Here is a 23,819-nt window from a genome sequence, read left to right on the forward strand (position 1 = left end):
GCCGTTTGATTCGCAAGGGCATTGACGCATCACCCAGTTAGTTTTAACCTTCTAACCCGTGTTTACGCTCGTAAGCACGTCTTGCAGGGCCGATATAGCTCAGTTGGTAGAGCAGCGCATTCGTAATGCGAAGGTCGTAGGTTCGACTCCTATTATCGGCACCAGTTACTTCTATCTTATTAATTTAATTAACTTTAAATTCATTCAGAGTGAAATCGCGTAGCCTCTCCTACATAGAGGTCATACAGCCGATGGCTCAACGTGATAATCTGTATCGCCGTAGCAGCGGTATTTATGTTGTCCGTATTGCAGTTCCCACCCGATACCGTCTCTACACGGGACAGCGTGAGATTCACGCTTCAACAGAAACAAACGACATCAGAAAAGCGCGAGCGATTGCCGCAGGCCTATTGGTTGTCTGGCAGCGATGTTTGGGTGAGTATCAAAAATTGGATAGAGAAAAGTTGGTAAGCGGTGCACCTGCTTTGGCGGGCGAAGGAATGATCAGCCTCGCTGAATTTTGCGGTTTAACGAGCGCTTCCCTGCAACAAGTGGCGCAGCGACTACTTGATACGAATATCCCGCTTTTTTGGCTTGCTGATGGGCGTCCTGCTTACTATGTAGAAGATCTTTCACTCGTTGATAAGGATGATCCAGAGACTTCTGGGTATATTATCGATAGTGCTATTAACATTGGGATCAGAGGTTCTCTGAGCGGTTATATCCAGCCCTTGGTTGCCTCACGTATATTACGTCAGATGATCGCTGGCGAGACGCTGGATGCAGAAACCGCATTTAAATCCTCAGAGGCTTCATCCAAAGCCGCTTGGTTCGTTGACTTTCCCGGTGTCGAAATCTCGCCTACTTCATTAATGATCCATCGCGTGCAAGCAGAGCGCTTACGATTATTTTGGCTGTCACATAGCACCGCAGTTTCTCCAATCATGCCTGAGAGACCAAAAGCAATTACCCCTGTATTATCGCCTTCATTAATACCGGATAATGAATATGTAAATCGTAAATACTACTCAGTGAAAATGAGCGAGCTATGTGAAAAATATATTCGCTACAAGCGCGGGGGGAAATTCACGGAAAAGGCAGAGAATCGAGTTCGGGAAGGTTTTAGCCTATTGGTTGAAGTCATGGGTGATCCAAAGCTTATAAAAGTAGATCGTGACTATCTCCGTGAGTATGAGAGCTTACTAAGGTCGATACCTGCACGGCGTGATTTGGCTAAAATCCGATATAAAATCAATGACATTCATGAGCTGGTGGTTAAAGCAAAAGAGAATGGCGACTCTCTAATGAGCGATAACACCGTTCGTAAATATATGCGGATTATCTTCGAAGCTTTCAGGTGGGCTGATGGAGAAGGTATTTTTATTAAGTCCCCAGCGAATCAATTCTTCGCACCTGTAGAAAATGAAAAGATGGATCAGGACTTCAAAGCTGATTTCACTGATGAGGATTTGCGCGCTATTTTTAACTGCCCTTGGTTTAAACGTGGGACTGTGGATAGAAATAGCGAGGGACGCTTCCATCATTATCGTGCATTTCATTACTGGTTGCCACTCATCGGATTCTTTACCGGAGCAAGGATTAATGAGTTATGCCAACTTTATCTAGATGATATTAAGCAGGATGCGACCGGGTTTTATTTCTTTGAAATCAGCAACGATCGGGCCGATCAGTCACTGAAAACGATTAATTCACGAAGAAAAATACCGTTGCATCCGACATTGATAAAACTTGGATTAATCCGCTATTGCGAAGCATTGAAGAAAGCTGGTCACGAGCGTTTATTTCCAGAGCTTCCTTACCACCCTGTAAAAGGATATGGCGATAAAGCTTCGGACTGGTTTAATCGCTCGTTGCTCAAAAAACGGTTAGGCTTTGAAAAAGACAGCAAAAAATCTTTCCATTCATTCCGTCACACGTTTTCTACCAGGCTCAAACAAGCAGGAATCGACAGCGAGACGCGTGCGCAGTTTGTTGGACATATCCGCGGTTCTGGCGAGACGGAGAACCGATATAGCAAAGATCATCCACCAGCGGCCCTCTATGCTGTGCTTGAGAGCGTTACGTTAGGGCTACCAGAAGTTGCACCATTCGTTTGTGAAGATGGTGTCGATGCGGTAGCTGATGCGCTACGGATTAAGCAGAGCAATAAATCGCGGAAAGAACCGCAATAGCCTGACTTTTTCTCTTACTCTAACGCGCTCAGAATGTTTCTGGCGCGTTTTTTATTAAGGGTGGTGGATTTCATAGTGCTGAATTTGGAGACGCTCAAAACGCGTTTGGTGAGACTTGATGACCTATGATTGCACCCGCAGACCTTCCACGCTTTCCGGCGGTAGATTCATCACTGTTTTAATGCTGGTTTCTATGCTGCCAATGATGTCTTCACGTGGGCCGCTACGCCAGTCATCGCTTGCGTAAAAAGTTTCAAGAATCGTAGCCATGCTTTCAGCACTGTCAAAGGCGCGAATCAGATAGTAGCAATCTGGGGCATGAAGCGAGTTACCAAACGACACGACATCGATCCCGTGGCGCTGGTGTAGGGGAACGCTGATTTCCTGCATGATGGCATGAAAAGTGGCGCCGCTGCCTTTGCGTAAGGTGTATTGCAGTATCTCGACGGTTCTCAATTTTATTCTCCATTAATGCTCGGCTATGTGCATAAAATAACAAGATGTATAAGTGGACATATTATTCAACACCAACTTTTTTTCTTACCGATGGTTCGTATTAAGTGAACCAACATTTTTATGATGTCAGTTCACTTTAAAATATCCTATTACTGCTTTTAATTAAATTATTTCTATTTCACTCGAATCAAACCATCCTTTATGTAATAGGTTTTTTCTTAGCATTTCTGTATTATCTGTATAAGCAAGAATGGCGAGGCTTTTTTGTGCTCGGCTACATGTGACGTAAAATAGTCTTCTAGTTCTGTCTTCACTAGTATCTTTACCTTCTTTCTCATTATCTAAATCAGTTTTGGTTTTTTCTTTAATACCGAAAAGTTTGTCATAACTAAACATAAAACCTTTAGCCTCAGAATCATCAATTAAAACTAGAACACGAGGGAATTCTAGACCTTTAACTCCTTGATGAGTATCGATGTTTGTCTTCCCTTTGACATAATTATAATATTTATCAAATTGACATAAAGGAGAGCTAAAAGATTTCTGCCAAGCTTCAATGATATCATCTTGTGAGTTATCATTACTTTCTAGTATTTCTTGTATAGAATCTGGGACGTCAAGTAATTTTATTTCATTTATCTTATGCAGTAAATTAATTGTGATGAGCTCGGGGTTTTTAGAAATAAAACTCTTTAACATATCAAGAGAGCTTCTGATCTGTGTAAGTGGTGAGGTATTATTTGTATTTTTTAAAAGATGTTCTCTTTTTAATAAGGGGGCATTTGTTCGTAAAATGTTAGTGATAGTAAAAGTATCATTTTTAATGCAGGCGGATATTAAGGGGGAAACAATTCCACAAATGAAACTTATATTACCCAGAGAGCCCTCTAAAAGCCCAGTTTTTAATCGCTCAATTTGATAGAGAGGAGTGAACATGTCTATAAAGCCCATACGTGTTGCGGCCATATGATGTTCTAATATTAGGGTGTTTACTAATGAATCATGGTTTTCCCAATCATCATCTAAAGTAATTTCTCTCATTCTTCGCTTTACAAAAGATTCATCTCTATCTTTATTATCAGAATGACATTCTTTTATAAAAATTCTTACATATCCTTCCTCGGCATCTTCTTTGGCCTTTTGCTTATGATTATCCACTTGGCTTCTAATTAAATTAATTAAAGCGACCACTCTTTTTGGAGAACGATAGTTAATGCTTTTTTCAGGTTTTTTCCAGTGTTCGTCAAGGCATGCCTCTAAATCACTTTTACCATCAGAGTATATCCTTTGCATCATGTCCCCTAACAGACCCACCGAGAATGTATCTCTGTTATTTTTTTCAACTTCGAGTAATGCATTCATTAGCAGTTTGTTAGTATCTTGGCTTTCATCAATTAAAAGAATTGGATGGCGATTAACCAATATTTTCTGCATAGTATATTTTCTATCTAGAAAATAAGATCCGAGTTTAATGACTTCTGAATGATTTAGAGAGTCTTTAGTTCTATTATCTCCGGTAGGGTTATATGTGAATTTATATACGTCTGATAAGTTTTGCAGACGTTTTTCTTTGGAAACTATTTTTCTTTCTCTTTCTAAAGAAGCTTGAGAAACTCTAGTTGTTCTGCTTTGTTTGTCCCTTAAATCAGCTATCTCCGCAGAAATGTTTTCCATTAACCAAGATTTTATATCACTGGAGTGATATCTAATTAGCTCCCATAGGAAACTATGAATTGTAGACACATCTATTAATTTGTTGAATTTAACTCTTCTTTTTATTTCATCACAAGCCGCATTGGTGTATGTTATCACGGCTATTCTTTTTCCTCTTAGCCTGAACTCTTCTGAGTGACTCTTCAAAATCATTTCCAGAACATTAACTAAAGTTCTGGTTTTACCAGAGCCAGCTCCAGCATAAAGAAGGAAACTATGCTTTTGAGTGCCCGTTAAATAATTATATATATTAGAATCTAATATTTCCTCAGTTTGCTTGATAGTCATTTGGTTTCTCCATCACTGGCTAAATCAGAAACAAGCTCTAATTGTTTTATTTTTATCTTTTCTTCGAGCCACTTTAGACCATTACTTATATAATTAGGTGTGTTTAATTTATCGCTTTCGTCATGGTAAAGTATATCTAATGCAAATTCAGCTTTATTACCTTTAGATAAATGTGAAAATGATTCCTCTCCAAATTCCTCTGCATTTTTGCAATTAGTAATTGATGCTTTAAATTTCTTCACTAAACCATTACCAGTAAGATTACTGAAAAAATCTAGATTATTGTAGACTAAAGAGTCTTCGAAAGTGTTTGGTAAAAACTCTTGGTTAACACCTTTGAATTCAGCCAAAACAGGAATCTGAAAAGCTGAGTAAACATAAAAGAATTCATTATATTTCTTTTCTTTCTTATCTTCCGTGAGTTTATACAATTCATCGACACCGGTAACTTCTGGAACCCAACTTGCAAGTGTTGTATTACTTGTAACGAAACCGCTGCCTTTCTTAGAGGGTTTAACCTTGCCATCTTGTGAATCCTTAGGGTCTAAATCCGTAATAATTAGAGTTAAAAGATTCAAACTAACAATCAGATTCTTTAGCCGATGTGCATGGCTACCACCAATCTCTAATAAGGTAATGTAGCTTTGATTTAAGAAAGGGTAGTGTCTTCTAATTAAGTGAGGAACTAAAATCCTCTCGGCAGGACCTTCAACAAGAATTACTGCATCTGCAAAGAATAAATCACAATGTGTTGCCTTTAGGTATCTTATTACAAATTTTTCTGTATCATCATTTACACCAAAAACATTGGAAAGATTGATTACTGTTGATACAGGGATCTCATGTTCTTTACAAGCAGGAATTCTTCTAAAGTATCGTAAAGAAGAAAATTTACACTCGTGGGCAATATGGCTCGAATGTGTGCTTATAATGAGTTGTGTATGAAGCTCTTCTTTATCGCCTAAATTGTTATGATTCCTCAATATATCATATGCTTTCCTAATGAAGATTTGTTGCACTTGTGCATGCAAGTGAGCTTCAGGTTCCTCAATCAAAACCAAATGCAGGGGAGCTGGAAAATCCTCTTGATTGTCGTCTGCTAATTTTTTATTTGTAGCTTTGCCAACTTTCATCCAACTATCTCTGAACCCCATTAGTCTAAATGCAATTGAGATTAAGTTTTGATAACCTAGCCCATTATAACTCTCTGGCAATCTTAGATAGTCTAAAGATACATTGCTTAAAGCATTAGTTAACTCATATTGAACTGCTGAATCGTGATTTAAGCCATCAATTGGTTCTATTTTTGTGGAGATTTTTAATTTAGGATCAGTTACTCCTGGATAGTTGAGGCCTTCAACTTCTTTTATGGCTTGGGAGAAACAGTTTTTTAATCTTTCATCAAATGTATCCTGAGCATCACGAATGGCTTGTAGAGCTTCAATATCTGATAATTCAGGGCTTTCTATTGGGTTGAGATGTTTAGAATAATAATCTCTTAACTGTGTGTTTAATTTGCTATTCTCTTTGTCGGCAGCTGAGGGGCTTCCAAAGCCACGTTGTGCATTGATCTCATCAATTCTTATTAGATCTTTGAGAGGTATGCCATCAAGTAATGTTTGCTTACTGTCTATTCTTTGGGGTTTGGCTATTCCATTATCAGATAATTCTAGTTTTGAAGGATCTAAGCTATAACACTTGATTGTAAATAGTGAATTCAACTTTCTTGAAAGATATTCATAAATATCTTTAGGCCACAATGCTATTGTGTAATTTTCTTTATCAATCCGCTCAGAAATTCGGTCGTGTATATCTAATGAATTTTGGCGGGAAGATATGAAATCCTCAAAGAAAACATCAAATTTCTTGGGTTCATATCTCAGTCTTACTCCAATTAAACCTCCATTCCACTCTAACGTTGGTAGTATATGGTTAACATATTGGAGCTCATTTTCTTTCGCTTCGATCCAAATATCCATGAAAGGAAAGAGATCTGATAAAGCTTCCTGTGATTTATCAAGATCTATATTTTCCTCAGTTAACCATTGTTCAGTAATATCTTTTATTTTTGCCCAATTGCAAAGTGTCAAATCATTTACGCTAAACCGCGAGGCATCAACGAGGAAATGTCCTAAGGCCTCCATTGCAGCCGTTTTACCGCTATTGTTAGCACCAACAAAGAGAGTGGTTTTTTCTGCAATATCTATGCGGACAGACTTCAACTTTCTGAAATTCTTAATTTCAATGAAATTTATTCTCATATTAATAATATCCTTGTGAAATTATTTTGCTGTGCTAAAGAAATTTTTGCGTTTCGATTAGAACATAGCCACTTTGATTGTGTAGTCAATAGAAACCATGATGTAAGAAATCGACCGTTTTCTGGCACCTCCCAATCGCACACTTTCACACTGTTGGAAAAATAGCCTTGGCTTTTCTGACAGGCTATCCTAATGTTGGCCTCGTTTTCTGGCAGGGGTCAGATGGGGAGATAACAATGGCTACTTTTGGCTACGGACGTGTTTCAACAACGCAGCAGGATACTGAGAACCAGCGACTAGAGCTTGAGCAAGCTGGGTGGCAAATTGACTATTGGTTTGCCGATATTGTCAGTGGGAAGGTTCCGGCTATGCAACGTAAAGCGTTTTCTGAAATGCTTAGCAAAATTCGCGATGGTGAAACGTTGGTAGTTGCAAAACTAGACCGTCTGGGACGTGATGCGATTGATGTTCTCCAGACGGTCAGGGCACTGGCAGAGCGTAATATCAAGGTGATCGTCCACCAGCTTGGAACTACTGACCTCACTTCTGCTGCCGGTAAGCTTCTGTTGTCTATGCTGGCAGCCGTTGCGGAAATGGAGCGTGACCTACTTATTGAACGCACCCAGGCGGGGTTGTCACGAGCAAAAGCTGAAGGAAAGAAGCTGGGCAGACCGTCGAAAATCGCACCAGAAGCCCGTAGGGCGATTATAGAGAAAAAGAATAGCGGGACCAGTATCAGTGCGTTAGCGCGTGAATACGGTGTTTCCAGAGCGACTATAGCCGCGCTGCTTTAAATGCTTCTAAACTTTCATTGCAACCCCGAGTTTTGGGTTAGTTAGCGTGAGAGATTCAAAACGAAAGAAAGATTGTGACACCGTTTCCGGTTAGAGCAGCAAAGAAGATCGACAAGGTTGAATGCCCCCACTTATAAGTTCGGGGGGCTTATAGTGGTTACTCAAATGAAGCCGCGATGACTTCCCCTGTGTTGGCGTTGAATACACAAAAATATTGGAGTGGTGTTTGCATCCCAAGGCTATTAATCGCCTTAGCTTGTTGCCCGAATATTTGAATGGTTTGTTTGTTCTTGTCGTGCCAGAGGTAGGTGCTGAAAACTGGTTGCTCTTCGCTATCTAGCCACACATGGCGAAACGTCGCTTTCTCATCCATTACCTGTTTGCACTTTTTGACGGGGTTATGATGTGCTTTTGCATAGCATTCTGGCTCATTAATCAAGCACAAGGCATTTTGTTTTTCTCCCGGGAGTTCAGCGCCAACAGCTGCGAATGCACTTACTCCCAGCACTAGTGAGAGCGTTCCCAGAACACCCCATGAGATTGCTCGTAGAGTGCTGATCTGCCGTTTTGATGTAACGTGCGCGACCATGCTGTAACTGGCCCAACTGAGCACGGCTCCCACTATCATAGGTAATATAAAATCTGATCCCGCCATGATTTCCTCATTTGCCAAACAACATCACATCTCATAGTGAGCGCCGAAGACACCCAACCTGTGACAGCCATCATACGATATTGGCTTGATTTGTCACTAATGGTATTCATTTTGAATCTTTGATTGTAGCGATACAGACTTCTCGTGAGGGTGATTGTGCTCACAATAGGGAACGTTAGATTCGAAATGTCTCATATGGAGCGTGGCCTTACAGTGGTCAAAATTGCACATTCAGTGCATGAAAAAATCCCTGAGAATACAGTTTGGCGAGCGGGTAAAAGAGTTGCGCGTTGCCACCGGAATGAGCCAGGAAGCGTTTGCGGATCGGTGTGGGTTTGCACGTAGCTATATGAGCCGCATTGAACGTGGCGGTTCTAATGCATCTCTCGATGCCATTGAGGTGCTGGCTAGCGCTCTCAGTGTTGAACCGTGGCAGTTGTTAGTATTCGACTCATCCGAAGAAAACGACCCAGAACTACTGGTTCCCTATGCGGCGGATGGGACGTGCTTTAATCCCGAACTAGCGAGTAGTCGCGATGGTTCATTTGCAGTGGGAGATAAAGCCGCTCAGAAGCGTTTTGGCTCGTTTATCGAAGCTCTTGAGTATCTCCGTAGCATGGAGACGGCAAAGTGGCGTAGGCCGAATTCTGCGGGCAATTGGGGAATTGTGTCTGCTGTTAAATGGGATAAGCTTAGGAAGTAGTGCCAGTATAAGGATATAAATTTGGCAAACAGGATTTATACATTGCATCCCCATAATGGATGCTGTCCACCCTAAGACTTTTGATTCTTTCGGCTGTATATAGATAATCATGAAATACGGGTGCGTTACAGAGGCGTTACGTATCGCTTTTAATGTTTTTTATTATTAAATTCAAGTCGTTATGATTTTGGTGATGGATTCAAAAAATAAACTCACTCCGTGAGTTTTTGTAAGTTTTATTTTGCTCCGAATCTTCACCCTTCCCGAGAGTTGTTCTTCTATGATAACTCAGGCTGCGTAAGCAGCCCGTCGCGACAAAGTCGCGACCCTGTTATTGGGTAATTAGTTACAAAAGTTAGAAAGCTAAGCAATACCCTAGTCATACAAAGAACTATGATTTACGCGGGTTTTATGGCAAAAGAGATAGCTCCCATACTGGGTAAACTAATCGCGCATAAACCCGGTAAATTGTTTTTCATGGCTATCGTTTCATTCAAATTTTGAGTTCACATCTTTTTCTCATATGAATCTAAACGTTGTAAAACAGCTTTTAATGATGATTTAAGCCTCTTCTCATCGTGGCTTTCCCCTGTCATAAATCTCATTATCTGCGCTAAACTCATGCATGATTTATCGTATATGCGTGAAGCAAGCCAAACATTAACCCAATGAGGAATATGTTTTGCTAGATTTCTCCGTTTTGTTACTGAAACCTCAAGTCTCTCCGTAACTTGTGCAATCCCCAATGAATGCAACTTGCCACCTCGGACATCTCCTTGTTGAAGTTTCCGCCATGAATCACGGTGTTTTTTAGATTGATACTGTGCTAACTCCCATTGAAGGTTTACGTTGATCTGTAATGCCCTGATTTTTACGTCAGTTGTCCAATTTAGACGCGCAAATTTTTCTGCCAAGATCCAGTCAAATTCTTCACGCTGAAATAGGTGCTCAAACTCTTCTGCACCTACCGCTTTTTTCTGTCCTTGTATCCATGTCCAGTGCATATCAATGACTTGGCGGTCAATGCTTAATTGGTTTGGTTCATCATCAGACGTTCTTTTAGGTGATGGAGGAAGCGCACGAAATCTCGGAGCTATGTATTGTGAAATATTCAACGCAATTGACAATGACACTGCTTCATCTCGATGGTTTAGGTAATCATTTTTGTTTTCAAGGATAGAGCGTAGACATTGCGCTATCTCATTACCATTTCTTGTCAAAACGATCTCTGATGCTTTTGAAACGAGATCTCTAAAAGGAGTAATACCGGGGTGTTTCTCAAGAACTTCATGAGGTTCGGTAGACATACTACGGGCTGATGTCGCCTGTTCGTTCTCATTGTCGAGAATCGCAGCAAGGACATCAATTTGCTGATCATTTGGAAGCTCAAGCTGGCTACGTAAACTAGTTTCTGATGACATAATTCCCACTCCTTAGTTGAATAAGCGGGACATTATTTTGTGAACTTAGGCTTTTCAATGCTTCTGGTTGGCTATTTTTAAACGGTAATATAACATATTGTTTTATAATGATTTCCATTTTAGGCTATTTTACGTCATGTGCTTTTTAGTGCTCTGTAGAGGACATTGGCTCTCCTACAAAACTGTCCTACAATGCGATTTCATCATTGATTAATGCTTTATGGTTACGCGTCCTGAAAGCCGATATAGCTCAGTTGGTAGAGCAGCGCATTCGTAATGCGAAGGTCGTAGGTTCGACTCCTATTATCGCACCACACATTTAAATAATTAAAAATCAATAAGTTAGACTAAAACCCTGCTTTCCGCTTATCTATAAGAATTGGTTAAATCATTTCTCATTAGTACATTTTTTTATAAAATCTCCGTTAGTTACTTCTGATATTTATTCATCATGGTATGTCGCAGAACTTGCTCTTAACCACACAGATTCGGTTACCCGTACATATAGCAAACGGGCTTGAGAAAACTTAATACTAATAACATCGATATTGTCGCTCAAACAACTTGCATGCGGGCGACATAATTCAGAAGACAAAGGATCCTTGCAGTTGCATGGACCCTTTGTGCGGTAATAAAAAAAATGATGTTTATATATTAAATTTGCTAATGAATTCCGATAAGTAGTTTTCAGTAATAGGTTCAGATATCAGATTACCCTGATAGTAGAATATCCCGGCATCACTCAGAATTGTAATCTTCTCCGTCTCGTCAACTCCTTCTGCAACGCAATACCGGTTAGTCAATTTGCAGTAGTATGAAAGACTTTTCACTAAGGCAAGAGCTTCCACATCCTGATTTAAAGCATCAACAACACTCATATCCAGTTTGTAGCCATTAAATTGAAATTTCCGTATCGGAAAAATAACGCTATTACTTGAAAAACAATCATCAAGGACAATGCAAAATCCTAGTTGTTGTAAATAAGACAGGTTTTTAATAGCTTGTTCATTTTGGTATAAATCGTTCTTCTCGTTAATTTCCAATACGAACTTTGCTGCCCAGTCCGGAGAGAGCAACTTCTTTTTTGCCTTTTCCAGCATGCGCACGAGCCCCTCATTATCAATGGTACTGGATGCAACATTAATGGAGAAAAAATATTTTCCTTCATAAAAGTTAATGTAGCTCACCGTTTTTTGTATTAAAAAAGCTGTAAGTATTATCCAGACATAAGTAGAGTGCAATTTTGGGAGAAAATTGGCTGGCATCAGAACCTGACCGTTACTATACCATCTTATCAGGAGCTCAAACCCCTCTAATTCATCAGTCCCCTTAGTTACAGGCTGTAAAACAACAAATAACTCATTACAATATAATGCATGCGCAAACTCTCGCTCAAATGGCGTCAGTGCGTTCAACATATTTATCCTCTCAATCTGCATCTCAGCTTTTTCACGAAAACTCCAAAACAGAAAGGGGACTATCCCCACCATTTTCTTTATCCCAGATAATCTCTGGTTATAGACTGTTTTTTTACTTACTCCAAGAAAATCAGCCTGTGAGGTAATGCTATCACCATTAAAAGCACTAGACATAACTTGTAACTCTTTTTTAGATAATCCATCTTTCTTACTTTGATTTAATATCCCCTCCTCTTTTCCAAGAAAAATGTCTTCGAAAACGGCCACATCTTGTATGAGTGGACACAGAGTCCTTTCTGGCAGTAAAAGCTCAGAGAGGTTTTCACATGAGAGATCCGATGGTGCAATATGGATAGAAGAATGTGATATTTTACTTTTCACCACTTGCGATTTGATCACATTCCAAATCCAGAATGATGGAATCCGGCTAAGAATCAGAACCCAAAACATATACCTGGAGTTATTCATTAGAGACACTAAATACTTTAAAGTTGATAGCATCAAATAGGGTTCATCAGGAATAAATACGACTATGCGCTCATGCTTACCAATTTCTAATAATTGTGCATCACTCTGGTTTTCTACATCTAATATAGTAACATCCCTCGGATTATCAAGCATACCAAGCAACCCGCAGGTAGTCATTACACAAGGGGATAAAATATAATCAAAATGTCTATTCCGGACATATTTTATATCTTTAGCACACATCCTTGCCTCATAATTTGCTTTATAAAAAACATTCCTATAAAAATTAGTCATATCAAAATAAATATTTCGTAACTGAATCGGTACATTTAAATGAAAATATCATGACAAAAATAAAAACATAATATTCCATTGGCTTCCCCCAAGGAAAACACAAGTGAGACATTACGAAAAATTAATTTACAGATAATATTCCCATCGGGATTAGATTCATCAAAAATTCTAAATTAATGATGATTTCGATGTCACTCAAAATAAAAAAAATTAACATTTTATTTCATTTTATTTACTTACGAAAAAGATAATAAACCCTCCTTTACATTAATTATAGAAATCCAGGCCAGCCATCAAAATGCAAAAAAGATCCATCCCTGTCTAGGTGGGGATTACCTCTCTGGAATACAAGGATATTCATCGCGTCACGAATGAGTGTAATTTTCATTACATTCCTGACCGACAAAACAAGAGGAAAACAAGGAGAATACAAGAATCACAACATTGTTAGTTATTTGCACTCAATCGCACAACCTCTGACCATTATGTGCAACAAAATAAAAATAACAAACTTTATAGTGACATTCACGTTTTTTAGGATTCTTCCCAAAGAAGAGCGTTTTGTTGATTCTTTTGGGAAGAATCTGATTTTATAAAAAAAACATCAAAAAAATTAAAGTAACCAATTTTGCAACATATAATGGACCGCAGTATTTATAGAGATTAATTTTAGCCTTTCAATTCATAAGGGAAAAAGCCAATTTTTCATGTAGATTCACAGTCATAAACATCATTGTAAGCAATTGATTTAAAAGACTTTAATCACCATGATGATTTTAATAATTTAAATATCAGTACCGCAGGCTATAGAAGGACCAAATATCATATGTTATTCAGGTTTTCCATAGACTAACCGCACTCACTCAATATTATTTCACTCACTTTTTAATAATGCTCGCACTGTAAATAACTGCGAAGTACACCTGTCAGGAAAACAAAAGGAAATTCTATGAAAGTCAAACTGTTAGCTATCCCACTAGCGATATTAACCACATCAGCTTTAGCTGCATCCAATAACACCGTTCAGTTTCAGGGCGAAGTTAATGCGCAGACCTGTACGGTTAATATAAATGGCAACTCAACGGCACCTATCGTGTTGTTACCAACGGTATCAACCGCAGATCTTGACACTGCGGCAAAAACAGCTGGTGATACAAAATTTACGGTGAACGTGACGGGTTGTGCCTCAAGTGCGGCCACCATCAAAACCGTCTTTGCTGGCAATAACGTGACAGCAGCTGGAAATTTAGGTAACACAGCAACTTCACCTGCCGCAAACAATGTATCCATCCAAATTGTCGATAGTGATGGTTCCACCCCGCTTTCATTTGTCAACGGTTCTACGGTAACGACAAGTGAGTTTACCAAAGCGGAAAGTAGTACGACGGGTTCTCAGGAACTGACGGCCAGATACTACGCCGAATCAACGGGTGTTACTGCTGGTAAAGTTGTTGCATCTGCGCAGTACTCCATTTCATACCAATAATAAATAAAAAAGGCACACATAACGTGTGCCTTTAAAGAGGACTATGATGATAAAATACCTGCTTCCATTCATATGTACCTTTTGCTTCTCAGTTGAAGCAAGTGTTGTCATGCAAGGAAACCGTGTCATCTATGATGCATCAAAATCTCAAAAAACGGTAACCTTTACCAACAACGATAGCTTTCCATATATTGTTCAGACGTGGGTATCCGCGGCCGAAAATACTACGGCATCAGAAGCTGGAGAGAGTCCTTTTGCTATTTCTCCGGCAGTATTCAAAATAAACTCTCATCAAGATCAAATTATTAGTCTTATCTACACAAACGCACAGAAGAAACTGTCGAAAGAACAAATTTTCTACCTGCATTTTACCCAAGTACCTTCTATACTTGAAGATGAACGTAACAAGAATAAACTGGTACTTATTGTTAACAGTGTTGTCAAGATTTTCTTGCGTCCCGACAACTTGCCAATCTCCTATGAGCAGATGTTCGATTTTGTTAATTATAAAATCACGAACGACTCTCGCGGATGTAGTTTGATTATTAGCAACCAGTCTCCATATTATTTAAATAGTATCTCGCTAACTACAACCTTTGGCTCGGCAAATAAAGAGATACCGATGCAAATGATTGCACCAAACTCAACATTTTCGTTGCCGACTAACTGTAATAACACCCAGGTACAGAAAAGCATCAGCGTTAGTTATATCAATGACTACGGCGTTGTTCAAAAACATAAACTTAAAGAATAATAATTTATTTATGAAATACATGCCGGGTAAAAAAGCATCAATATTGGTATTTTTAACATTGCCAATCTTTGCCTATGCTGATTCAAGTATGGCAAATTCTAATGATAATAGCAGTGGCTATGTATTCGATACAACCCTTCTGAAAGGAAGTGGCCTGCCTGTTGATGACGTTATCAACTACGTATCTACTGATAAAATCAAACCCGGTAATTATTCGGTAGATGTGCAGCTAAATGGTCTTTTTTTATTTCATGATAATATTGTTTTTAAGATACACAATGGTTCAACGCAACCCTGTTTTTCAAGAAAACAGATACAGCTCATTCCATTGAAAAACAAGATAAAACAAGAACTCGGTGAATGTAACTTTTTACCTGACATTGTTCCCAACGTATCTATCAACACTGATATGCGAAAAATGTTGGTCGAGATCGGTCTGCCAGAAATTGATCTGGCAAAAGAGCCCAAGGGCTACGTTTCACCTGATGATTTAGATGACGGTGAAACTATGCTGCTATCTAACTACAGCATCAATCAATATTATTCTCGTTTCACTGGAGCGGGTTCCGGTAGTTACAAATCTACTTGGGTAGGCTTAAATAACGCTATAAACTTTGGTAGATGGCAGCTACATCAACAAGGAACATGGTCACACAGCGATCCCGGTACAACGCAGTGGTCAACAAACCGCGCATACCTGCAGCGCGCAATTTTACCAATAAAAAGTAATTTGATTGTCGGTGATAACTACACCAGCGGTAGTTTTTTCTCAGGCTTTGCCTTTAGGGGAATATCTCTATCCTCCGATGACCGCATGCTGCCACAGTCACAACAAGGCTATGCACCGATTATCAGGGGAGTTGCCAAAAGTAATGCCAAAGTCACTATTAGTCAGGGGAAGGCTATAATCTATGAAAGCACCGTACCACCTGGTAACTTCGAGATTAACGATCTTTATCCCGTGTCATACTCAGGCGATCTATCCGTCACGATAAAAGAAGCTGATGGTTCAGTGAATGTATTTACGGTCCCCTATGCAGCAGGACCAGAATCTGTGCGAGAAGGAATGTATAAATATTCCGCCATCGCCGGTCATTCTCGCTACGTTGGCGATAGTGATCCATTTGCTGAATTAACCGTACAGTACGGTCTTAGCAACAATATTACGACGAATTTTGGTAGTCGTATCGCTGAAGGTTATCTCTCCGGGGTGATGGGAGGCGTGTACTCCTCTGAATTAGGTGCATTCGGGCTTGATACCACCTTTTCGCAAGCAAACTTGCCAGATGGCGATCAAACAGGCTGGATGTTCCATGCAAGTTACAGCAAACGGATTGTGCCAACCAATACAACAATTGCTATTGCCGGTTACCGCTACTCAACAGCAGGCTATCGAGATCTGTCCGATGTTTTAGGCCTGCGTAAAGCCTGGACCGAGAATAATCTCAACTGGACATCAACAACTTTAAACCAATCCTCCCGATTTGAAATCTCCGTAACTCAGGATATGGATATATTGGGAAGTCTATGGGTATCAGGATCGACACAAGCGTATCGGGATGGCCGAAGCAATGACAGACAATACCAGTTTGGATACAACAAACAATTCGCCAATGGTATTTCTTTCAATGCTTCTATTGCACGAACCCGCTACAGCGAAGCTCGAAATAATTACATTGATGGTGGCATTGGCTACGATAACTATATCAATAACTATTATTCATCCACTCAGCAAACGTTGAGTTCAGTTTCTGTTTCTATCCCTCTTGGACGTAATCAACAAAATACTCTTAGTAGCACTTACACCCAACAAAACGGAGTAGGATCCACATTGCAATCCACATTATCAGGTTTAATGGACACTAGCCAACCGATTAATTATGGTCTGACCTACGCGCATGATTATGCTAATAATCAATCCTTGGGCGGAACATTGCAAACCTCAACCTCCTTCGGTTCGGTTCAGGGAACGCTTTCTCACGCGAAAAGTTATTCTCAAGGCTCAGCAGGACTGCAAGGTGCAATCGTTCTTCACAAAGATGGAGCAACTCTTGGCCCCTACCTGGGAGAGACATTTGCTTTAATTGAAGCAAAAGGTGCTCAGGGTGCGAAGGTTGTTGGTAGCCAGAATACGACCGTCGACAGATTTGGCTTTGCACTGAGTCCCTCTGTTGCCCCTTATCAGTATAATAACGTTGCTCTTGATTCATCTGAAATCAATAAAAATGCAGAGATCGTTTCAGGAAGCCAACGTATCGCACCAATGGTCGGTGCCATGGTTAGAGTCAAGTTCAGTGTCTTGCATGGTTATCCGATGTTAATAAATATCAACTACAATAAACCACTGCCGTTAGGCGCCACTGTTTATAATAACAAAGACAATCCTGTCGGGACAGTCGGACAAAATAATCAAGCATGGGTACGTAATGATAAACTAGAAGATAATTTAAGCGTGAAATGGGGAAATAACTCATCCTGCAATTTACATTACCGTATTTCAGATACACAAAAAGATGATCCAATAATAAAAACACAGGGAGAATGTAAATAATGATTAGTTCAAAATCATTTATATTGACCTTATTGGTGCTGCTCGGGTTAGTTTCATTCAATCAGGCTCATGCAACCTGCACGCGAAAGTCGTCTATTGATGCTGGTTGCGATAGTTGTGGTGTAGGGATTGGGCTGGGCAATGTCAACATTACCAGCAGTTACCTTCAACCGGTTGGCACACCATTAGCAAGTACAGTATTCAGTATTAATACGGCTGTCAGGTATAGCAGCAGTGGAGCCGGAGATCTTGTTTTATATGAATGCGACGCAACTGACGTGGGAAATATCTATGAAGTTTTTGCAACAAACGGTGACGATCGTGTCGGAGGATACTTCGACCTGGGTAAAGATGATTCCCATCAGAACTATTTTGCCACCTATTTCCCCTACGTAGGTATAAAGTTAACACATATTAATTCCGGGCTTCCATTTACTCGCTACTGGCAACAATATCCTATTACCAGCTACGCTACAGTGGGTAACAAAATACAAATTCGTGTTAAAGATTTTAGCGCTATTCGAGCAGACCTTATCAGAATAAGCACACTGCCAGGACAAGGAAAAAGCAACTACTGCGGTGGTTATGTTGCCAGCTCCCCTTATTCAGGAATGGCGTCGCCAACGGGCACCTCCAGCTACACCTGCATACAACCAAATGGCTATGTCACTTTCAAAGGCCCGGGTATTACTACCGATCCTATCGGTTCCGATTCTGCAGATAACTACGCCACATGGGGGACAGGACGTTGGATCGCAATGGGAATGGGAACGTCACCTATATCAACGCTGACCCATACATCTACCTGTGTGGCCCGCAACGTAACTCCTTTAGTACTGCTGCCTACAATTAGCATCCAATCACTTAATAACGGCGGAACATCACAGTCAAATTTCACTGTGTCTATTGAGTGTGATAATGCCGCGGTCTCCGGAATTTCCTCCGGTAGCACTGCATTAGGATTGCAAGTGCCCTATGAAAGTTATTTAACGGCAAAGGAACTTGGACTGGTAAATGCATCAGGCGGTGTCAGTTATCTGCTTTCAGACGGCTATGGTACCAACTCCACAATTGCAACCGGCGTGGGTATTGCTTTAAGCAATACTTCAACCGGCACAGCGATGAATTTCTTAGGATGGGGAGTGTGTACTTCACTCGGTTGTCCAAGCGGTAATGATGTGGGTTGGTATTCTGTTTTAAACGGTGCATCATCTATTGGTAGTGCGGCGTCAGGGTACACCAGTTATAATTCTGTATTCACTGCTACATTAAAGAAAATACCCGGCCAAACGGTAACCGCGGGAAAAGTAAGCGCTAAAGCTTACGTATGGGTGAGGGTTCAGTGATGGGTAAAACAATATTAATAATACTTATGCTGCTTACGCCAATTAGCTATGCTGGAATGCTGATTGAAAAAACCAGAGTGATTTATCATGAAGGTGAAGTCACACAAAGCGTTAATATCATGAATGTTAATCCGTATCCCACATTTGTCCAAACATGGGTGGATTTAGGCGAGGTTAACAATTTCAAGCAGAGCGCTTCATCACCATTTGTTCTGATCCCTCCAATATTTAATTTACGCCCTAATGAAATAAAATCAGTTAGAGTTATTTTTAATGGCCAAAAATTACCAACAGATAGAGAAAGCCTCTATTGGATAAATATTTATGAAGTTCCAGCCATCAAAGAGGCACCAGGGATAGATAAATACTTACTAATGTCAATGAAAACTCAACTAAAGCTTATTTATCGCCCCAAAAATCTTACTGGTAACGTTAATGATGCAGGAAATTCAGTATCATGCTCACTTAAGCAGGATAATCATTTATCCCTGACTTGCCGTAATAACAGCGGTTACGTCTTATCCTATAATGATATTATAGTCAACATCCAAGGAAAATATTATAAAGCATCGGCCGATCTGGACCTGATGATAAAACCGTTTTCAGAGAGTTTCTTTTCACTTATACCTATTTCAGTTGAGCCGATCAAAACCTCTGGTTCTATAATATTTAAACTTATTAATGATAAGGGCGAAATTGAAGAAATAAAAAAAACACTACCAACTACATGATGAGTCTATTTACATCTATTTAGCGTTGCTGATAATTCTTAAAGACTCCCCTATAGCTTCAACATAAATCTCATTGTAATTAAAGCTCTTGTTTATGAGTGTTTATTCAAGGTTATATTACAATGTGATTAATATTTTTACATTGAGTAATTACGAACTAAGAAGAATTCTAAAAAATCGAAAAATCAATACCATCACTTTTAAGTGTGATAAGCGTATACCAGACAAGACAATAAAAAGCGATAATGATTAGGGCGAGAGCAACGAGGATATTTACAAAAGGAACATCCTCTTCTGTAAGAAAAATCCAGAATGCATAAAAAAACAGAAGCACCGAAAAAGATATCGCGACTAGTGCACATGATGAAAGCAAAGCTTGCATATTGTAATCCTTTACGAAGAGTCACAATTATAACATGATGGTTGTTGAGTGTCTGTACATATAAAATCCCCCATGCACTACTTAAGTGGTATTGATTATCAGCAGCATTCAATTTTTAAACGTCATAAAACAGCCCCATCAGATTCATCCTATTTTAACAAAACGACTAATCAACGCATTGAAATATGTGGGGATTTATATTTAAATATAATCTCTGAAAAAGACTTCAGTGTTCATCAATTAAATTAAGGACATATCATGAAAAAGATAAAAACAGCACTAACCTACTTAACAATCATCAGCGCCTTTTCATCTTTCGGCGCATACGCGGCCAATGAGTTAAAAGGTTGTGCAGCTAAAGAACAACAAATTCAGCAGCAAATTGACTATGCAACTAAACATGGCAATAATCACCGGATATCAGGTCTGGAAAAAGCATTGAGCGAATTACGTCAAAACTGCACTGATGAAAAACTAACCCAAGAAAGAAAAAACAAAATTTCTGAAAAAGAACAAAAAGTTACCGAAAGAATAACTGAACTTAATCAAGCTAAAGAAACTGGTAACGCTGATAAGATAAATAAAAAAGAGAAAAAACTTCAAGAGGCTAAAAGTGAGCTTCTTGAAGCACAAAGCGAACTGAATAAATAAGTATAGATTCTAGAAATAACGCCTCCATTCGCTATATAAAAAATTAGTGCCAGTTATCTGGCACTAATTTTCAGAATTTATCATCCAGATTCATTATTGCATTCTGCGTCTGAATCAATCCTTCAATCTCTTCAAGTCTATGATTAACTTTTATAGGTTCATGAATATCTTTTATAAAAACAAGTGATTTGTCGCCATGGCTGTGAACCATTCTTATTTCAGTTATTCTGACTATCACAACTTTACCGGAGTAGTCCGTTAATTTTATCATTTTAAATTATGTCAACATTTATTATAAATGAATTCTGTTCATTATAATATTATTTAAATTGGTTAGATTTCAATACAAGAGCAGCCAATTCCTCTTCGCTCGCTGGCTGATGAAAGAAATACCCCTGAAAAAGTTCGACACCAAGCCGCTTCAACTTTTCGAAAGTAAAAATATCTTCCACACCTTCAGCAATGCATTGCCTTCCTGTCATCGAGCAATATCCTGATAGAGATGTAATTAATGCTATATCATCTTTACTCGTTAAAACATCATCAATGATACTTTTATCCAGTTTATACCCTTTAAAAGAGAATTTTCTGACAGGAAAAAAAACACTCCCTTCGGAAAAACAGTCATCTAAAAAAAGAATCATGCCCATTCCACTTAGTATATTAAGATTATTCACTACATCACGTGATATATAAAAATCTGATTTTTCAGAAAACTCAAGTACAAGCTGACTTTTCCATCGAGTATCTTTTAGCTGACGACAAGCTTCTATACACATTTTAACCAGACCTGGGCAATCAATCAAATCTGGATGTATATTAATAGAGAAAAAATACTTTCCCTCATACCTGTTTATTCCATCGATGGCATTTTTGAGGCTCATAGCAGTAAGTAGCAACAGGACGCTTTCAGACTTAAGATCTGGAATAAATTCATTCGGGGGGATTACATATCCTTTTTGACGCCAGCGAGTGAGTATTTCGAAGCCACAAATTTCCCGTAAGGTATTTATAATTGGTTGATAAACCTGATAAACCTCCTGCATCTCAATACCGGTTACGAAGTCTTTTTCATAAGAAGACATTTCCGTTTGAGCCAATCTTGCCTTCCATCTTTTTGATGCCCCCGGAAGTTTCCCGGCAAGTTCAGCAGAATTCTCAACCATTTTCCTAAGCCCTGATTTTCTCTGATTGTATAAAGTTTTAGATGCTACATTTCTGTTTCTTTCAAAAAGCGCGGTATCAGTACCGCTGAACAGGTCAAGAAGGACTTCAGTTTCGCGTGGGGTTAGTCCTTCATTACTCATTCCTCTTTTGTTAACAGTGAAACGATCTCTTGAGGTGAAAGGTAGGTTCTCTCTCACTCGAGTAAAATATTGTTCCAGACGTTTTACACTCAATTTTGAGGAGATAATCTTTGCACTAAAAACAAATTTTTCCCCACCAGCCATTTGCAGTATATTTTGATGAAGCCAGGAACATGACACACCACTAATGAAAACGAAATCAGTATCTGGATGAACTTTTTTTATTCTCTCAGCTATGTAGATCAACATCAAAAGGAAATAAAAAGATTCCTTAGGTATATAAAATACATACAAACCAGAAGTATCAATTACATCATCATCCTCAGAATGGGTAGTATCAATACTCGCATCGTTAAGTAGTATAATTTTAGTCGCAACCCCTTGATTATTTATCAATTCCTTCAGGCCAGCCGCCGCCATAGCGCAAGGGGAAACAATATAAGCAACCGAATATTCTACTTTTGTTTGCTTAATCATAAACAAAATTTACGCCAATAATTGACTGAACACCACCGGCTGTAACCTGACCAGATGTACGAGCATAATTTGCCGTCAGTCCCAAACTTACCGATGAGGTGCCAACAGTCCCCAAAGAGACGTTCTGGTTTGCTGGTATGGCGCTTCCATTGCGGAGCAATTGTATACCAACCCCAGAAGCAGTACTGGTTCCAGAATAGGTATTGAGAAATATATCGTTGCTGGTTGCGGTATTGCCAGATAGATAAAAAGAAAGACTCTGGTTAGAACCACAGTGAACTGTCAGAGGTACAGCAACCGCACTTCCAGGATACTCAGGGAGAGTCACTGCAACGTTGCGTGCTGATACATCGCAGCCGCCCGTTGGAACTACAACGCTGTTATTGGCGTACAGATTCCAGGTAAAAGTTGCTGTTCTGACATTGCCACCATTGGTTTTATCAGAGCCTACTTGATACATGACAAGAGAGGCAAACATCGTCCCGCTTTCGATCGCTATCCCTCCAGCAGCCGAGGCGGCTGAGGTCAGAGGTGTCAAGTAAAGCTGAGTGTTCCACGGAGTATAACTTCCCGATGTAAAATTATGTGTACCGGTAGCTGAATTTAGAGGAAAAGGATAGCTCGAACCATAATATCTCATGGTACCGGTAAAGTTTGTTAATACTCCACCATATGCCGATCCCTTCAGCATGCTGACATTATCATTTCGTGTATTCGGATTATCATTACGACAAAAAATAGAAGACGAAAGGTCGACAACCAAGTTTTGCCCTACCGCTACACTCGGCTGAAGGTTTACATACACATTCGCTGTAGCCGTCACTGCACCACTGTTAAGTGTATTTCCTGTAGCATCATAACAGGTAAATGCACTGGCACAATTAATCCATGTCAGCTGGGCTACTGATGCAATAATAAAGACTCTCATGAAATATATTAAATGCATTTTCCCCTCACTGATATGTATAAGTCACACTGATTACAGATTCAATACTTCCCTGCGTAGCTCCACCATTCACGGATAGAGCCCTCACCTGCAGAGGAAAGCTGGCAGATAAAGTTGAATCATCAACTGACACTTGTGTTTTCGTACCATTATTCAAATCATTACCTGAAGAATCTTGCAGCTGTAGCTGGATATTGGTCGCGGTCCCCAAATTTTTATAATATCCCGTAGCATCAGCATTACCTGAAAAAGTTGCGGTTACTGCGGATGTTCCAACAGGGCAATTTGTCAGGTTAAGTGAAACTTCATGCCACGCTGAAGACGAACCTGCTGATAATAAATTAAACGTATACAAGTCCCCTAAATAGACAGTGACATCCGATGTTGACACCGTGCAGGGTTTAGCCACGACGCTACCGTTGACCGTAATAGTTACATCAGCAGAAAATACAGGGCTAACGAATGTAAAAAGAAATGCAACTAAAAGATTATTGTATATTTTCACACTCTGCATAATTACCTCAG

At 39.5% G+C, this 23,819-nt stretch carries 18 protein-coding genes and 2 tRNA genes; 11 read left to right on the forward strand and 9 right to left on the reverse strand.

Annotation, left to right across the window (positions count from 1 at the left end):
- The first annotated feature begins 88 nt into the window (after nucleotides 1-88).
- Both FN082_RS26120 and FN082_RS26125 read left to right on the forward strand, forming a co-directional pair.
- A tRNA-Thr gene (locus FN082_RS26120) sits at nucleotides 89-164 on the forward strand.
- Between the two features lie 87 nt (nucleotides 165-251).
- Nucleotides 252-2,192 (forward strand): site-specific integrase, encoded by a 1,941-nt coding sequence (locus tag FN082_RS26125; RefSeq protein WP_001580468.1) that lies wholly within the window; start codon nucleotides 252-254, stop codon nucleotides 2,190-2,192.
- Nucleotides 2,193-2,315: 123 nt separating this feature from the next.
- On the opposite strand, the gene FN082_RS26130 is transcribed toward FN082_RS26125, so the two are convergent.
- The 3 genes from FN082_RS26130 to FN082_RS26140 form a co-directional block, all read right to left on the reverse strand.
- Nucleotides 2,316-2,648, reverse strand: coding sequence for an NIPSNAP family protein (locus tag FN082_RS26130; protein WP_001261101.1), 333 nt, complete (start codon nucleotides 2,646-2,648; stop codon nucleotides 2,316-2,318).
- Between the two features lie 162 nt (nucleotides 2,649-2,810).
- Nucleotides 2,811-4,649: a UvrD-helicase domain-containing protein gene (locus tag FN082_RS26135; RefSeq protein ID WP_142982642.1), complete on the reverse strand. Its 1,839-nt coding sequence runs from the start codon at nucleotides 4,647-4,649 to the stop codon at nucleotides 2,811-2,813.
- Nucleotides 4,646-6,910: an AAA family ATPase gene (locus FN082_RS26140; RefSeq protein ID WP_001222145.1), complete on the reverse strand. Its 2,265-nt coding sequence runs from the start codon at nucleotides 6,908-6,910 to the stop codon at nucleotides 4,646-4,648. Before FN082_RS26140 ends, FN082_RS26135 begins: the two co-directional genes overlap by 4 nt.
- Nucleotides 6,911-7,146: 236 nt before the next feature.
- Between FN082_RS26140 and FN082_RS26145 the strand changes: the two genes are divergently transcribed.
- Nucleotides 7,147-7,704 (forward strand): recombinase family protein, encoded by a 558-nt coding sequence (locus tag FN082_RS26145; protein ID WP_000190113.1) that lies wholly within the window; start codon nucleotides 7,147-7,149, stop codon nucleotides 7,702-7,704.
- Between the two features lie 157 nt (nucleotides 7,705-7,861).
- Here the strand turns inward: FN082_RS26145 and FN082_RS26150 are convergent, their stop codons facing one another.
- Complete coding sequence (locus FN082_RS26150) at nucleotides 7,862-8,359, reverse strand: hypothetical protein (protein WP_000919053.1); 498 nt, start codon at nucleotides 8,357-8,359, stop codon at nucleotides 7,862-7,864.
- 238 nt (nucleotides 8,360-8,597) lie between these two features.
- On the opposite strand from FN082_RS26150, the gene FN082_RS26155 reads away from it, so the two are divergent.
- The gene (locus FN082_RS26155; RefSeq protein ID WP_001580470.1) at nucleotides 8,598-9,062 is read left to right on the forward strand and encodes a helix-turn-helix domain-containing protein; all 465 of its coding nucleotides are present in this window, start codon (nucleotides 8,598-8,600) and stop codon (nucleotides 9,060-9,062) included.
- A 506-nt stretch (nucleotides 9,063-9,568) separates the two neighbouring features.
- Here FN082_RS26155 and FN082_RS26160 read toward each other — a convergent pair.
- Nucleotides 9,569-10,483 (reverse strand): hypothetical protein, encoded by a 915-nt coding sequence (locus FN082_RS26160; protein WP_142982643.1) that lies wholly within the window; start codon nucleotides 10,481-10,483, stop codon nucleotides 9,569-9,571.
- Between the two features lie 239 nt (nucleotides 10,484-10,722).
- On the opposite strand from FN082_RS26160, the gene FN082_RS26165 reads away from it, so the two are divergent.
- Nucleotides 10,723-10,797: transfer RNA gene (locus FN082_RS26165), tRNA-Thr, on the forward strand.
- Between the two features lie 333 nt (nucleotides 10,798-11,130).
- Here the strand turns inward: FN082_RS26165 and FN082_RS26170 are convergent.
- Nucleotides 11,131-12,522: an EAL domain-containing protein gene (locus FN082_RS26170; protein ID WP_185932164.1), complete on the reverse strand. Its 1,392-nt coding sequence runs from the start codon at nucleotides 12,520-12,522 to the stop codon at nucleotides 11,131-11,133.
- A gap of 1,090 nt (nucleotides 12,523-13,612) precedes the next feature.
- On the opposite strand from FN082_RS26170, the gene FN082_RS26175 reads away from it, so the two are divergent.
- The 6 genes from FN082_RS26175 (at nucleotide 13,613) to FN082_RS26205 (ending at nucleotide 20,564) form a co-directional block, all read left to right on the forward strand.
- On the forward strand, nucleotides 13,613-14,149 hold the full coding sequence (locus FN082_RS26175; protein WP_139541211.1) for a fimbrial protein: 537 nt from the start codon (nucleotides 13,613-13,615) through the stop codon (nucleotides 14,147-14,149).
- A gap of 109 nt (nucleotides 14,150-14,258) precedes the next feature.
- Entirely contained in the window at nucleotides 14,259-14,903 is a 645-nt protein-coding gene (locus FN082_RS26180; protein WP_185932165.1) for a fimbrial biogenesis chaperone, read from the forward strand.
- A gap of 10 nt (nucleotides 14,904-14,913) precedes the next feature.
- Complete coding sequence (locus tag FN082_RS26185; RefSeq protein ID WP_185932167.1) at nucleotides 14,914-17,454, forward strand: fimbria/pilus outer membrane usher protein; 2,541 nt, start codon at nucleotides 14,914-14,916, stop codon at nucleotides 17,452-17,454.
- On the forward strand, nucleotides 17,454-18,800 hold the full coding sequence (locus FN082_RS26190) for a fimbrial protein (protein ID WP_139541208.1): 1,347 nt from the start codon (nucleotides 17,454-17,456) through the stop codon (nucleotides 18,798-18,800). The genes FN082_RS26185 and FN082_RS26190 overlap by 1 nt, the downstream gene beginning before the upstream one ends.
- Nucleotides 18,800-19,531 (forward strand): fimbrial biogenesis chaperone, encoded by a 732-nt coding sequence (locus FN082_RS26195; protein ID WP_180349659.1) that lies wholly within the window; start codon nucleotides 18,800-18,802, stop codon nucleotides 19,529-19,531. Before FN082_RS26190 ends, FN082_RS26195 begins: the two co-directional genes overlap by 1 nt.
- A 640-nt stretch (nucleotides 19,532-20,171) precedes the next feature.
- Complete coding sequence (locus FN082_RS26205) at nucleotides 20,172-20,564, forward strand: DUF1090 domain-containing protein (RefSeq protein WP_142982647.1); 393 nt, start codon at nucleotides 20,172-20,174, stop codon at nucleotides 20,562-20,564.
- A 320-nt stretch (nucleotides 20,565-20,884) separates the two neighbouring features.
- Here the strand turns inward: FN082_RS26205 and FN082_RS26210 are convergent, their stop codons facing one another.
- From FN082_RS26210 to fimG, 3 genes are read right to left on the reverse strand one after another with little or no spacing between them, the layout of a single operon-like run.
- On the reverse strand, nucleotides 20,885-22,348 hold the full coding sequence (locus FN082_RS26210; protein WP_142982648.1) for an EAL domain-containing protein: 1,464 nt from the start codon (nucleotides 22,346-22,348) through the stop codon (nucleotides 20,885-20,887).
- Entirely contained in the window at nucleotides 22,341-23,276 is a 936-nt protein-coding gene (locus tag FN082_RS26215) for a fimbrial protein (RefSeq protein ID WP_228727523.1), read from the reverse strand. Before FN082_RS26215 ends, FN082_RS26210 begins: the two co-directional genes overlap by 8 nt.
- 25 nt (nucleotides 23,277-23,301) lie before the next feature.
- Nucleotides 23,302-23,808 carry a type 1 fimbrial minor subunit FimG gene (fimG, locus tag FN082_RS26220; RefSeq protein ID WP_139541202.1) on the reverse strand — a complete coding sequence of 169 codons (507 nt, stop codon included), beginning with the start codon at nucleotides 23,806-23,808 and terminating at the stop codon, nucleotides 23,302-23,304.
- Nucleotides 23,809-23,819 lie beyond the last annotated feature (11 nt).

It is taken from the genome of Klebsiella spallanzanii, assembly GCF_902158555.1.
In the GTDB taxonomy this organism is placed as follows: Bacteria; Pseudomonadota; Gammaproteobacteria; order Enterobacterales; family Enterobacteriaceae; genus Klebsiella; species Klebsiella spallanzanii.

Excerpts from the sequence above, each read along its gene's own strand:
- FN082_RS26125 (WP_001580468.1), top strand. The coding sequence starts at position 252 with ATGGCTCAACGTGATAATCTGTATCGCCGTAGCAGCGGTATTTATGTT.
- FN082_RS26135 (WP_142982642.1), bottom strand. The coding sequence starts at position 4,649 with ATGACTATCAAGCAAACTGAGGAAATATTAGATTCTAATATATATAAT.
- FN082_RS26140 (WP_001222145.1), bottom strand. The coding sequence starts at position 6,910 with ATGAGAATAAATTTCATTGAAATTAAGAATTTCAGAAAGTTGAAGTCT.
- FN082_RS26145 (WP_000190113.1), top strand. The coding sequence starts at position 7,147 with ATGGCTACTTTTGGCTACGGACGTGTTTCAACAACGCAGCAGGATACT.
- FN082_RS26150 (WP_000919053.1), bottom strand. The coding sequence starts at position 8,359 with ATGGCGGGATCAGATTTTATATTACCTATGATAGTGGGAGCCGTGCTC.
- FN082_RS26155 (WP_001580470.1), top strand. The coding sequence starts at position 8,598 with ATGAAAAAATCCCTGAGAATACAGTTTGGCGAGCGGGTAAAAGAGTTG.
- FN082_RS26160 (WP_142982643.1), bottom strand. The coding sequence starts at position 10,483 with ATGTCATCAGAAACTAGTTTACGTAGCCAGCTTGAGCTTCCAAATGAT.
- FN082_RS26170 (WP_185932164.1), bottom strand. The coding sequence starts at position 12,522 with ATGCTTGATAATCCGAGGGATGTTACTATATTAGATGTAGAAAACCAG.
- FN082_RS26175 (WP_139541211.1), top strand. The coding sequence starts at position 13,613 with ATGAAAGTCAAACTGTTAGCTATCCCACTAGCGATATTAACCACATCA.
- FN082_RS26180 (WP_185932165.1), top strand. The coding sequence starts at position 14,259 with ATGCAAGGAAACCGTGTCATCTATGATGCATCAAAATCTCAAAAAACG.
- FN082_RS26185 (WP_185932167.1), top strand. The coding sequence starts at position 14,914 with ATGAAATACATGCCGGGTAAAAAAGCATCAATATTGGTATTTTTAACA.
- FN082_RS26190 (WP_139541208.1), top strand. The coding sequence starts at position 17,454 with ATGATTAGTTCAAAATCATTTATATTGACCTTATTGGTGCTGCTCGGG.
- FN082_RS26195 (WP_180349659.1), top strand. The coding sequence starts at position 18,800 with ATGGGTAAAACAATATTAATAATACTTATGCTGCTTACGCCAATTAGC.
- FN082_RS26205 (WP_142982647.1), top strand. The coding sequence starts at position 20,172 with ATGAAAAAGATAAAAACAGCACTAACCTACTTAACAATCATCAGCGCC.
- FN082_RS26210 (WP_142982648.1), bottom strand. The coding sequence starts at position 22,348 with ATGATTAAGCAAACAAAAGTAGAATATTCGGTTGCTTATATTGTTTCC.
- FN082_RS26215 (WP_228727523.1), bottom strand. The coding sequence starts at position 23,276 with ATGAGAGTCTTTATTATTGCATCAGTAGCCCAGCTGACATGGATTAAT.
- fimG (WP_139541202.1), bottom strand. The coding sequence starts at position 23,808 with ATGCAGAGTGTGAAAATATACAATAATCTTTTAGTTGCATTTCTTTTT.